Origin of the sequence: Streptomyces puniciscabiei, from assembly GCF_006715785.1 — a bacterium.
Classification (GTDB): Bacteria; Actinomycetota; Actinomycetes; order Streptomycetales; family Streptomycetaceae; genus Streptomyces; species Streptomyces puniciscabiei.
In genome coordinates, this window is sequence record NZ_VFNX01000001.1 from 6,606,492 (window position 1) to 6,617,564 (window position 11,073).

At 71.8% G+C, this 11,073-nt stretch carries 11 protein-coding genes; 9 read left to right on the forward strand and 2 right to left on the reverse strand.

Annotated elements, in window-relative coordinates; translation table 11 throughout:
* Positions 1-34 precede the first annotated feature (34 nt).
* From FB563_RS30620 to FB563_RS30630, 3 genes are read left to right on the forward strand one after another with little or no spacing between them, the layout of a single operon-like run.
* Complete coding sequence (locus tag FB563_RS30620) at positions 35-325, forward strand: SHOCT domain-containing protein (protein ID WP_142219017.1); 291 nt, start codon at positions 35-37, stop codon at positions 323-325.
* Entirely contained in the window at positions 322-1,068 is a 747-nt protein-coding gene (locus FB563_RS30625; protein ID WP_142219018.1) for an ABC transporter ATP-binding protein, read from the forward strand. The genes FB563_RS30620 and FB563_RS30625 overlap by 4 nt, the downstream gene beginning before the upstream one ends.
* Positions 1,065-3,626, forward strand: a complete 2,562-nt coding sequence (locus FB563_RS30630; protein WP_055709251.1) for an ABC transporter permease — start codon at positions 1,065-1,067, stop codon at positions 3,624-3,626. The genes FB563_RS30625 and FB563_RS30630 overlap by 4 nt, the downstream gene beginning before the upstream one ends.
* Positions 3,627-4,179: 553 nt before the next feature.
* On the opposite strand, the gene FB563_RS30635 is transcribed toward FB563_RS30630, so the two are convergent.
* A complete protein-coding gene (locus FB563_RS30635; RefSeq protein ID WP_079049032.1) occupies positions 4,180-4,842 on the reverse strand; it encodes an ATP-binding protein in 663 nt (220 codons plus the stop codon).
* A 253-nt stretch (positions 4,843-5,095) separates the two neighbouring features.
* Positions 5,096-5,419 (reverse strand): hypothetical protein, encoded by a 324-nt coding sequence (locus FB563_RS30640; RefSeq protein ID WP_055709253.1) that lies wholly within the window; start codon positions 5,417-5,419, stop codon positions 5,096-5,098.
* A 328-nt stretch (positions 5,420-5,747) separates the two neighbouring features.
* On the opposite strand from FB563_RS30640, the gene cds1 reads away from it, so the two are divergent.
* The 6 genes from cds1 to FB563_RS30670 all read left to right on the forward strand — a co-directional run.
* Positions 5,748-6,872, forward strand: coding sequence for an L-cysteine desulfhydrase Cds1 (gene cds1, locus FB563_RS30645; protein WP_055709254.1), 1,125 nt, complete (start codon positions 5,748-5,750; stop codon positions 6,870-6,872).
* Between the two features lie 233 nt (positions 6,873-7,105).
* Positions 7,106-8,308, forward strand: a complete 1,203-nt coding sequence (locus FB563_RS30650) for an ATP-binding protein (protein WP_199832979.1) — start codon at positions 7,106-7,108, stop codon at positions 8,306-8,308.
* Positions 8,305-8,706 (forward strand): roadblock/LC7 domain-containing protein, encoded by a 402-nt coding sequence (locus FB563_RS30655; RefSeq protein ID WP_055709255.1) that lies wholly within the window; start codon positions 8,305-8,307, stop codon positions 8,704-8,706. Before FB563_RS30650 ends, FB563_RS30655 begins: the two co-directional genes overlap by 4 nt.
* Positions 8,703-9,077 carry a DUF742 domain-containing protein gene (locus tag FB563_RS30660; protein ID WP_055709256.1) on the forward strand — a complete coding sequence of 125 codons (375 nt, stop codon included), beginning with the start codon at positions 8,703-8,705 and terminating at the stop codon, positions 9,075-9,077. Before FB563_RS30655 ends, FB563_RS30660 begins: the two co-directional genes overlap by 4 nt.
* Positions 9,052-9,654 (forward strand): GTP-binding protein, encoded by a 603-nt coding sequence (locus tag FB563_RS30665; RefSeq protein ID WP_055709257.1) that lies wholly within the window; start codon positions 9,052-9,054, stop codon positions 9,652-9,654. The genes FB563_RS30660 and FB563_RS30665 overlap by 26 nt, the downstream gene beginning before the upstream one ends.
* A gap of 152 nt (positions 9,655-9,806) precedes the next feature.
* Positions 9,807-11,073 (forward strand): cytochrome P450 family protein (locus FB563_RS30670; protein ID WP_142219090.1); only part of this gene is annotated, 1,267 nt, incomplete at its 3' end.

Consider the following 11,073-nt stretch of genomic DNA (forward strand, 5'->3'; position numbering starts at 1 on the left):
CCGCAGAGAGAAACGACAAGGGAGATGACCCGAGATGCAGACCCTGGCCAACTGGGACGGCGGACCCGGCCCGTGGATCCTGTTCTTCCCGCTGATCTGGGCGGCCGTGGTGGTCGGCGCCGTCACGTTCCTGCGCCGCACCGGGTGGCGCGGCCGCGGCGGCCCCTGGCGGCCGACGGACGGCGGACGCCCCGCGGGAGACTCCCCGCTCGCGGTCCTCGGCCGCCGCTTCGCCTCCGGCGAGATCGACGAGGACGAGTACTGGCGCCGCCTGTCCGTCCTGGAGGAGCAGTTCGGCCGTACGGGCAAGGGGGGCGCGGCATGACCACGACCGCACTGCGGGCCGCGGCCCGTGTGGTGGACGCGGTGAAGGTGTACGGCGGTGGCGACACCGCCGTACGCGCCCTCGACGGCGTCGACGTCTCCTTTCCCGCCGGACGCTTCACGGCCATCATGGGCCCCTCGGGCTCCGGCAAGTCCACCCTCATGCACTGCGCGGCCGGCCTCGACACGCTCACCTCCGGCGCCGCCTGGATCGGCGACACCGAACTCGGCGCGCTGGACGACCGGCGCCTGACCCTGCTGCGCCGCGACCGGGTCGGCTTTGTGTTCCAGGCGTTCAACCTGGTGCCGACGCTGTCCGTCGCGGAGAACATCACACTGCCCCTGGACCTGGCCGGACGGCGCGGCGACCGGGAGTGGATCGACGCCCTCGTCGACGTCGTCGGCCTGCGCGACAGGCTGCACCACCGGCCCTCGGAACTCTCCGGCGGCCAGCAGCAACGCGTCGCCGTGGCCCGGGCGTTCGCCGCGCGGCCAGACGTGGTCTTCGCCGACGAGCCGACCGGAAACCTCGACTCCCGCTCCGGCGCGGAGGTCCTCGGGCTCCTGGGCTCCGCCGTGCGGGAGATGGACCGCACGGTCGTCATGGTCACGCACGACCCGGTGGCCGCCACGCACGCCGACGAGGTGCTCTTCCTCGCCGACGGACGGCTGGTCGACCGGATGGAGTCGCCGACCGCGGACCGGGTCCTGGACCGCATGAAGGCCTTCGAGGTGCGGACATGAACGCCTCGCTCCGGCTCAGCCTCACCTCCCTGCGCGCGCACCGGCGCCGGTTCGCCGGCACGTTCCTCGCCGTGTTCCTCGGCGTCGCCTTCCTGACGGGCACGCTCGTCATGGGCGACACGCTGCGCGCGAGCTTCGGCAGCATGTTCGGCGAGGCCGCCAGCGGCACGGACGCCGTCGTACGCGGCGCCGACGCCATCACCACACCCGGCGAGGCCCAGGGCGTTCGGCGGCCGGTGGACACCTCGCTGGTGAAGACCGTCGAGCGGGTGCCCGGTGTGGCCGCGGCGGTACCGAACATCCAGGGTGCCGGCCAGCTCGTCGGCTCCGACGGCAAGCCGGTCGGCGGCCAAGGACCGCCCACGCTCGCCGGCAACTGGATCACCGACCCGCGGCTCAACCCGTACCGGCTCGCCGAAGGCCGGGCTCCCGCCGAGCCGGGCGAGGTCGTGGTGAACCGGGGTGCCGCGAAGAAGGGCGGTCTGAAGCTCGGTGACACCACGACCCTGCGCACCCCGGACCCCGTGAAGGTCACTGTCGTCGGGCTCGCCACCTTCGGCGGCCAGGACGGCATGGCCCAGGTGACGTTCACCGGCATGACCCGGGCCGACGCCGAGAAGTACCTCACCGCGCGGCCCGGCCAGGCCGCGTCCATCGCGGTGCGGGCCGAACCGGGAGTCAGCCAGGAGGAGTTGGTCCGGCGGTTGACTCCGGTGCTGCCCGAGGGAGTCGAGGCCATCACCGGTCAGCAGTCGGCGCAGGAGAACACCGACATGATCTCCAGCCAGTTCCTGACCCTCTTCACCACCTTCCTGCTCGTGTTCTCCGGTGTCGCCCTGCTCGTCGCCACCTTCTCCATCCACAACACCTTCGCCATCGTGGTCGCCCAACGCACCCGTGAGAACGCCCTGTTGCGTGCCCTCGGCGCGGCCCGCCGGCAGGTGACCGCGGCCGCCCTCGCCGAGGCCTGCCTCGTCGCGCTCACCGCGTCCCTCACCGGACTCGCGGGCGGCATCGGCATCGCCGCAGGGCTCCAGGCGCTGTTTCCGGCGATCGGATTCCCGTTCCCCGACGGCGACCTGGTGATCAAGGCGCTGTCGATGGTGCTGCCGCTCGCGGTGGGGATCGTGGTCTGCGTGGGCTCCGCGCTCCTGCCGGCCCGGCGCGCCGGACGGACGGCGCCGCTCGCCGCCCTGCGCGAGACGGCCGTCGACACCTCCGGTGCCTCCCGCGCCCGTGCGATCGCCGGGGGTGTCCTCGGCGCGTCGGCGCTCGCCGCGACCTTGACCGGTGTCCTCGTCTCCCCGTCCGTGTGGCTGGCGGGAGTCGGCGCGCTGCTCGCCCTGGCGGCGTTCGTCGTCCTCGGCCCGGTCGCCGCCACCACGGCCGTACGGCTGCTCGGCGGCCCCCTGGACCGGCTGCGCGGGGTCACCGGCTCCCTGGCCCGGCGCAACGCCCTGCGCAGCCCGAAGCGGACGGCGGCCACCGCGAGCGCGCTGATGATCGGCGTGGCCGTCGTGTCGCTGTTCACCGTCTTCGGCGCCTCGCTGAAGGCCACGATGGACCGGACGGTGTCCCGGTCCTTCGCCGGTGACATCGCCGTCAGCAGCCCCTCCTTCGGTGCGGGCGGCAGCGGACTCAGCCCGCGGCTCGCCCCCGCACTCCAGCGGCTGCCCCAGGTGGACACGGCCGTGGGACTCGGCCGCGGGGTCGCCGAAGTCGACGGCAGCGGAAGGGCGTTGACCGTCACGGATCCGGCCGCGCTCGCCCGCACCTTCGACCTCGGCACGGTCACCGGCTCGCTGCGCGACCTCGGCACCGACGGCATCGCCATCACCCGCAAGGAGGCGGACCGGCAGCATCTGCGCACCGGCGACACGGCCAGGCTGACCTTCACCGACGGCCGGACGGACGACTTCACCGTCCGTGCCGTGTACGGTCAGTCGGAACTCGTCGGCGACTACGTCATCACCCGCGCCGCCTGGGCCCCGCACCGTACCCAGGACGCGGACTCGCTCATCGCGGTCACCTTCAAGCACGGGGTGGGCACGGACGCGGGCAAGGCGGCGGTGAAGAAGGTCGCCGCGCAGTACGGCAACCCGTCCGTGCAGACCCGGGACGAGTACGCGCAGTCCTCGGCGGGCGGCATCGACATGATGCTGACCCTCGTCTACGCGCTGCTCGCCCTCGCGGTGGTCATCGCCCTGCTCGGCATCGCCAACACGCTGACCCTCGCGCTGCACGAACGCACCCGGGAACTGGGCCTGCTGCGAGCCGTCGGCCAGACCCGCGCCCAGCTGCGGGCCATGGTCCGCTGGGAGTCGGTCCTGGTCGCAGCGTTCGGCACGGTCGGCGGTCTCGGACTCGGCGCCTTCCTCGGCTGGGTGCTGGTCAAGGCCTCCGACGGCGCGAGCGACACCGCGTTCGCCTTCTCCCTGCCGGCCGCCCGGCTCGCCGTGGTCGCCCTCGTCGGCCTCACCGCCGGCGCTCTGGCGGGTCTCCGCCCTGCCGGCCGTGCGGCACGGCTGGATGTCCTGCGGGCCATCGCGACGGAGTGACTGCGTCGCTTTGGCCGGGGCGCCTACGAGGGTGGGGCGAGTGGAGCCGTGCGCGGGTGCGGGTGCGTGGGGCTGGTCGCGCCGTTCCTCGCGCCCCTGGGGGTGTGGGTGCCGTTTGTCGGGCTGGTGGCGTGTGCTGGTGGGGTGCCTACCCGGTGGGCTGGTGCGGACCGGGTGCGGGTGCGTGGGGGGCTGGTCGCGCCGTTCCTCGCGCCCCTGGGGGTGCGGGTGCTGCTTGCCGTGCTGGTGCCGTGCGCCGGTGCGGCGCCTACCCGGTGGGCGGGTGCAGACCGTCTGCGGGTGCGGGTGCGTGGGGGCTGGTCGCGCAGTTCCCCGCGCCCCTTTGGGGCGCTGCAGTGCCGTCGGCTGTCGAGGGCCGCTGCGGGCATCCGATCAGTGTCGGGAGCGCCCCAGTCCCGGCCGGCGCCGGCGCCCGTACCCTGCCCGCGCCGGTGAGTAAAACCCTCGTTGCACAGCGACAGCGCCCCGTACCCTGCCGGCGCCGGTGAGCGAGACCTTGTCGCTCACCGGCGCGGGCAGGGTCACCGCCCGGTCAGCCGGGAACGGTCGACCGGGCGGGAGTCTGGGCGCCGGCGCCGGCGGGAGCGGGCGTCGCGGTCGCCACGGTGGCCGCGCTCGCCACCGGCGCTGCCGTGACGGGCGCTTCGGCGGTCAACGTGACCCCGGCCCCGACACGCGCCCCCGCCGGTGCCTTGGCCGCCGTTCCGACGCGGACCGGCTCCGGCGCGGGCCGTACCGCGGCGGCACGGCGCGGGCCATGGGCCGGATGCGGCCGTACCACCGCCGGGGCGGACAGCGTGAACCAGACGACCTTGCCGTTCTCGCCGTCCGGCCGGGCGCCCCAGCTCTCGCTCACCGCCGCTACCATCGCCAGCCCCCGCCCGCAGGTGGCCAGCGGACCGCCGTCCGGCAGGTCCACGACGTCGGCCGGCACCGGAAGCCGTGGATCGTTGTCGCGCACCGAGACCGTGAGCCGGTCCGGCGCCAGCTCGAGTTCGACCGTGCACGACTTGTCGGGCCTGGCATGCCGGTGGACGTTGCTCAGCAGCTCCGTCACACCGAGCGCGGCTCGGTCTATCAACGCGTCCATGTGCCAGTAGCGCAACTGCGCAGATACGATTCTGCGGACCTGGCCGATCCGCGACGGCAGGGCTTGGAGCTCCACCGTGCAGTGCCTGCTTGGGTGACTGATCACGGCTGCGACTCCCCGATGTAGAGGTCCGACGGGACCGGAAGAACACGGAGAACAACGGATCCAGCAGGGTGCTTGCGTCCAAACGTCCGCCTGCTGCATGGCCGGCGGGCTGGTTCGCAGCGTTATCGCCGGTAAACCCAGAGTGACGTGAGACCAGCGTGACGCAGCGGATGCGGTCCCGCAACTCGCCGCGACGGACCGCTGCTCGGAGTAACGCGACCGGCTGCTCCCCGGCCGACGGCCGTACGGGCTGTCAGCCGCCGCGCCCGGCGGCCCGGCGCACCGCCTCGATGAACCGGCGTGCCGCGGGCGGTCCCGGCTCGCCCGGAGCGGGGTCCTGCTCGCCCAGCGTCAGCAGGTACCGCTTGCCGTTGAGGTCGGCCAGCGCCTTGTCGTCCGGCCGGAACCACGGGCGGGACGCGCGCACCGCCTGCACGGGCGCACTGTCGATCTCGCTGCCGTAGCTGGTGAGCAACTCCAGCCTGCCGTCGTTGATCCGGACCTGACCGGCCCGGGTGAGCGAACGCAGCCGCTTGCCGATCCGCACGCCCGTGGCTGTGAACTCCGGCTCCGCCATCCTTCGCCGCCCCCTTGCCCATGTGCTTCCGCGATCCAGTGTGCGCCCGCTCCCGGTCCAGTGTGCGCCTGGGTTCGGGACGATCGTCCCGTCGCGTGCAGTCTGCCCCGATGCGGCCGGGAGCACCAGTACGCGCGAGGCGCCCGCCGAAGCAGCCCGGAGCACTCCCGCCAATGCGCCCCCGCATGCCTCGTACGCCTGTGCCCCAGTGCGGCTTTGGGTGGCTCAAAGATGCGTTTATGCAGGTGGGAAGCGGTGCGAAAGATGCCTATGCTCGAAATGCCGGCCGCGCGAGGTGTCGTCGGCGCCCAGCGTAAGGAGCACCGCCGTGAGCACCACACACCAGACCCGGACCGGCGCCACCCTCGACGTCGACCGCAGCGACGCCGCCTACCGTGACTGGCTGAAAGAGGCCGTCCGCAAGGTCCAGGCCGACGCCAACCGCTCGGCGGACACCCACCTGCTGCGCTTCCCCCTCCCCGAGCACTGGGGCATCGACCTCTACCTCAAGGACGAGTCGACGCACCCCACCGGCAGCCTCAAGCACCGCCTCGCCCGGTCCCTCTTCCTCTACGGCCTCTGCAATGGCTGGATCCGCCCCGGCCGCCCGGTCATCGAGGCCTCCAGCGGCTCCACGGCCGTCTCCGAGGCCTACTTCGCCAAGCTGATCGGCGTGCCCTTCATCGCGGTCATGCCGCGCACGACCAGCGCCGAGAAGATCCGCCTGATCGAGTTCCACGGCGGACAGTGCCACTTCGTGGACGACTCCCGGAAGATGTACGAGGAGTCCGCCCGCCTCGCGGTGGAGACCGGCGGCCACTACATGGACCAGTTCACCTACGCCGAGCGGGCCACCGACTGGCGCGGCAACAACAACATCGCCGAATCCATCTTCCGCCAGCTGGAGTTGGAGCGCTTCCCGGAGCCGACGTGGATCGTCGCCACGGCCGGCACCGGCGGCACCTCCGCGACCCTCGCGCGCTACGTCCACTACATGCAGTACGACACCCGGATCTGCGTCGCCGACCCGGACAACTCCTGCTTCTTCGAGGGCTGGACCTCCGGTGATCCCGAGGTCACCTGCGACTGCGGCTCACGGATCGAGGGCATCGGCCGGCCGCGCATGGAGCCCAGCTTCGTGCCCGGGGCCATCGACCGGATGATGAAGGTCCCGGACGCGGCCAGCGTCGCCGCCGTACGCGCCCTGGAGCGGGCCATCGGCCGCAAGGCGGGCGGCTCCACGGGCACCGGGCTGTGGAGCGCGCTGAAGATCGTCTCCGAGATGGTGGCCGAGGGCCGCCGGGGCAGTGTCGTCACCCTGCTGTGCGACCCGGGCGACCGCTACCTCGACAAGTACTACTCCGACGCCTGGCTCGCCGAGCAGGGCCTGGACATCGCGCCGTACACCGCGGCGATCGAGACCCTGCTGGCCACGGGGGTGTGGCCGGACTGAGCCGGTCCCCGCCCCTTCGGCGGCCGGTGCCCAACGGGCGGGTGACGCGGTTGTGAGGGTTTGGTGACGTCTCAATTGAGGTTGTGGGCAAGCGGGTTGTGCCTGTGTGACTGATAAGATCATCCCACTTTTCGGTGGGCTGACGGCGTGTCACCAACACGCACGGGGGGACAGTCTCAAAGGCACCATCGCGCTCGCACGCTCCTGGCGCGATGCGACTTGAAGAGAGTCTCATGACGTCATTGACCACGGATCCACTGCTGTGGATCTTGCTGGTGGTGCTCGTCGCTGCGGTCGTCGCAGTGATGCGTGCCCGGAGAACCAACATGGAGCTCCGAAGAACGAGAAAGGACCTCGAGGCAGAACTGGGACAGGCCCGCGGCGACATCGGGCAGCTCCACACGCACATCGCCGCGCTGACCGCACAGCATCAGCGTGACCTCGCGGACGTGCGCGCCGACGCGGAGGCGGCCACCAAGGCGGTGCTGAAGTCCGCCATGGGCACACTCCAGTCGCTCGCCGAGGAACAGCAGGTGCTCCTGGACAGCCTGCTGAAGAAGTACGGCGACACCACGGAGGTGCTGGCCGACCTGATGACGGTCGACCACACCGGCAGCCAGTTCGGCCGCCGCGCCAAGGGCATCTCCGTGCTCTGCGGCGGATGGCTGGGCCGGCGCGAGGGCGCCGCCACCGTCTACGACGTCGCCCGCAGCGCCCAGGGCAGGATCAAGGACTTCGAGCGGGTCGGCGTCCACTCGCAGGTCAACGTGTCCCTCGTCGGCAAGGCGGTCGAACCGGTGGCCGTCGTGCTGGCCGAACTGCTGGACAACGCCACGAACTACAGCGCACCCGGAACGCCGGTCGAGATCAACATCCAGGCCGTGCCCACCGGTGTGTGCTTCATCGTCGACGACGCCGGGCTGGGCATGGACCAGGAGACCAAGGACCGGGCGGCTGCCCTGCTGTCCGTCGACGGTCCCGTCGACATCACCGGGCTCGGCGATCCGCCGCGGTTCGGCTTCGCCGTGTGCGGCATGCTCGCCGCCCGCTACGGCTTCGCCGTCTCCGTCGGTTCCGTTTCCCCCTACGGCGGAGTGCGTGCAGTGATTCGTGTGCCCGAAAGCCTGCTCTCGGCCGACACTCCTTCCCCGGCGGCCGACGACCAGGACGCCGCGGCCCCGGAGGCCGCCCCCCAGCGACTGGCGCCCGTCCCGGTCGTGGGCCCCTCGCACGTGGTGGGAACGACCTCGGGAGGTCTGCCCAAACGCCGCCGGCGCAGCGGCCCCGTCACCGTGGTCCCGTCCCCCGGCAACGACGGCCAGGAGGGGTCTTTCGAGTCGGCCGGCGAGGTGACGGCGTCGCGGATCGGGGCGTTCGCGCGCGGTACTCAGCTCGGGCGGACCACGAACACCACGGAAGGACCTGACAACCAGTGAAGATCGACCTGTCCTGGGTGCTGAACGACGTGCTCGAGGTACGCGGGGCCCGGCACGCGATCCTCGTCTCTGGAGACGGCCTGCTGCTGCAGCGCTCGGACGACATCGGACGCGACGACGCCGAGACGAACGCCGCCGCGATGAGCTCGATGCAGTCACTGAGTCGCGCCGTCGCGGGATTCGTGGGAGCGGGACACGGCATCTGGAAGCAGACGCTGCTGGAGTACGACGGCGGCTGGATCTTCCTGATCGCCGCCGGCCAGGGCTCGTACCTCGCCGTCTCGGCCGCGCTGGACGTCGACATGGAGGCCATGTCCTTCCGCATGCAGAAGACGGTGGCCGCGCTGAGCAAGGCGATGAGCGTGGCTCCGCGCTCCGACAACGGCGTGGGCGTATGACCAAGCCCGGCGAGGAAGCCTCCGTCACCAGCGAGTTCGTCCGCTCCTACGTCATCACCGGTGGCCGGACCCTGCCGGCCTCGGACGACCTGGCGCTGCACACCCTGGTCACCCTGGCTCCCGAGCGGACCCCGCCGCTGGGGGCCGGCCCCGAGGTGATGGCGATCTGGCGACTGTGCGCGGGCGGCTACCTGTCGGTCGCCGAGGTCGCGGGCCATGTGGGACTGCCGGTGGGGGTGGCCCGGCTGCTGCTGACCGATTTATTCGAGCAGGGCCACCTCCTGCGCCGCGCCGAGCCGCCCCGGGCTCAGAACGTTGACAGAGCGACCCTCGAGAAGGTTCTGAATGGACTCCAATCCCTCATCGGCTGAGACGGCCCCTGGATCCATCTACGTCTCCAGCGCGGTGACCAACGCCGCCAAGATCCTTGTCGTCGGGCACTTCGCCGTGGGCAAGACGACGTTCATCGGCTCGCTGTCGGAGATCGCCCCGCTGCGCACCGAGGAGAAGATGACGCAGGCGTCCGTCCACGTGGACGACCTCAGGGGCGTGGCGGACAAGACCACCACCACCGTGGCCCTGGACTTCGGCCGGCTGACGCTCAGCGACGATCTCGTGCTCTACCTGTTCGGCACCCCGGGACAGCAGCGTTTCATGCAGCTGTGGGAGGACATGGCCCGCGGCGCGCTGGGCGCACTGCTCCTGGTCGACCCGGCCCGGCTGGAGGAGACCTTCCCCGTCATCGACCTCGTCGAGCGCTACGGCCTCGAGTACGCCATCGCGGTCAACGGCTTCGACCGGAACCACGTCTACGAGGAGGCGGAGGTGCGCGAGGCCCTCGACCTGCTCCCGGACACCCCCGTCGTCTACTGCGACGCCCGTGACCGGCAGTCCTCGGCCCACGCGCTGATCGCGCTCGTGCGCCACCTGCTCACCCGAGCCGCCTGATCCGACCGTCCCCGGACCATTTCCCCCCGGACCCCACCCCGGGACCCCACCCCCGGACCAACCCCCGGCCCGCCTCCCCCGGATCCGCGGCCGGAGCCAGCAGAAGGAAACCCATGGACCGCCAGTCAGTCCCCGCGCCCGCCAGATGCCCCATGCACGACGCCGCGTTCGCCGCCGACCCCCACGAGGTCTACGACCGGTTGCGCGCCCACGGTCCGGCCGGACCGGTCGAGCTCGCACCCGGCGTCGACGCCACGCTGGTCGTCGGGCACGAGACGGCCCTGCGCGTGCTGCAGAACACCACGCTCTTCGCCCGGGACTCCCGCCGCTGGAAGGCCCTGGCGGAAGGGCGGATCGGGCTGGACAGCCCGGTGCTGCCGATGATGGCGTACCGGCCCAATTGCCTGTTCACCGACGGCGCCGTGCACCTCAGGCTGCGCAAGGCCGTCACGGACAGCCTCGCCCGGCTCAACATCACCCGCATCCGCCGTGACGTCGAGCCCATCGCCGACTACCTCATCGACCAGTTCTGCGAGCGCGGCCGTGCCGACCTCCTCAACGACTACGCCAAGCTGCTGCCGCTGCTGCTGTTCAACAAGCTGTTCGGCTGCCCGGCGGACATCGGTGACTCCCTCACCAGCTCCATGTCGGCGATCTTCGACGGCAAGGACGCCCTGCGTGCCAACGAGGAGCTCACCGCCTGCCTCATGGAGCTGATCGCCCTCAAGCGCCGCCGGCCCGGCGACGACGTCACCTCCTGGCTGATCCAGCACCCGGCGGGACTGACCGACGAGGAGCTCAAGGACCAGCTGGTCATGCTGATGGGCGCCGGCGTGGAACCCGAGCGCAACCTGATCGGCAACGCCCTGCTCCTGCTGCTGTCCCCCGGCACCAGCGGACGCGACTCCGGGCTGCTGGTCCAGGAGGCGATCGATCACGTGCTGTGGAACCAGACGCCCATCGCCAACTACGCCACGCACTACCCGGTCCAGGACGTGGACCTCGGGGGAGTGGTGGCCGAGGCGGGCACGCCGGTCGTCATCAGCTTCGCCGCCGCCAACACCGACCCCGCGCTGGCCGAGGCCCGCCGCAAGCACAGCACGGGCGCCCACCTGGCCTGGGGAGCCGGTCCGCACGCCTGCCCGGCCAAGGACCCGGCGCAGGTCATCGCCGTCACCGCGATCGAGAAGCTGCTCAATGCCCTGCCCGACCTGGTGCTGACCGTCCCCGAGAAGGACCTGGACTGGCGGCCGGGCCCGTTCCACCGGGCACTGGTCGCGCTGCCCGTGGCCTTCAGCCCGGCACCGGCCACCCATGTCGCCGCCGCGCTGCAGAGCCGTACCGTCCCCGCCGCGGGGGAGCAGCCGCTGCCCGCGGCGCCGGTCGCCGCCGCGCGTCAGGAACCGGCCAGGAAGAAGG

What these genes read in the sequence shown, in the direction of transcription:
- FB563_RS30620 (WP_142219017.1), top strand. Translation starts at nt 35, where the DNA reads ATGCAGACCCTGGCCAACTGGGACGGCGGACCCGGCCCGTGGATCCTG.
- FB563_RS30625 (WP_142219018.1), top strand. Translation starts at nt 322, where the DNA reads ATGACCACGACCGCACTGCGGGCCGCGGCCCGTGTGGTGGACGCGGTG.
- FB563_RS30630 (WP_055709251.1), top strand. Translation starts at nt 1,065, where the DNA reads ATGAACGCCTCGCTCCGGCTCAGCCTCACCTCCCTGCGCGCGCACCGG.
- FB563_RS30640 (WP_055709253.1), bottom strand. Translation starts at nt 5,419, where the DNA reads ATGGCGGAGCCGGAGTTCACAGCCACGGGCGTGCGGATCGGCAAGCGG.
- FB563_RS30650 (WP_199832979.1), top strand. Translation starts at nt 7,106, where the DNA reads ATGACGTCATTGACCACGGATCCACTGCTGTGGATCTTGCTGGTGGTG.
- FB563_RS30660 (WP_055709256.1), top strand. Translation starts at nt 8,703, where the DNA reads ATGACCAAGCCCGGCGAGGAAGCCTCCGTCACCAGCGAGTTCGTCCGC.
- FB563_RS30665 (WP_055709257.1), top strand. Translation starts at nt 9,052, where the DNA reads ATGGACTCCAATCCCTCATCGGCTGAGACGGCCCCTGGATCCATCTAC.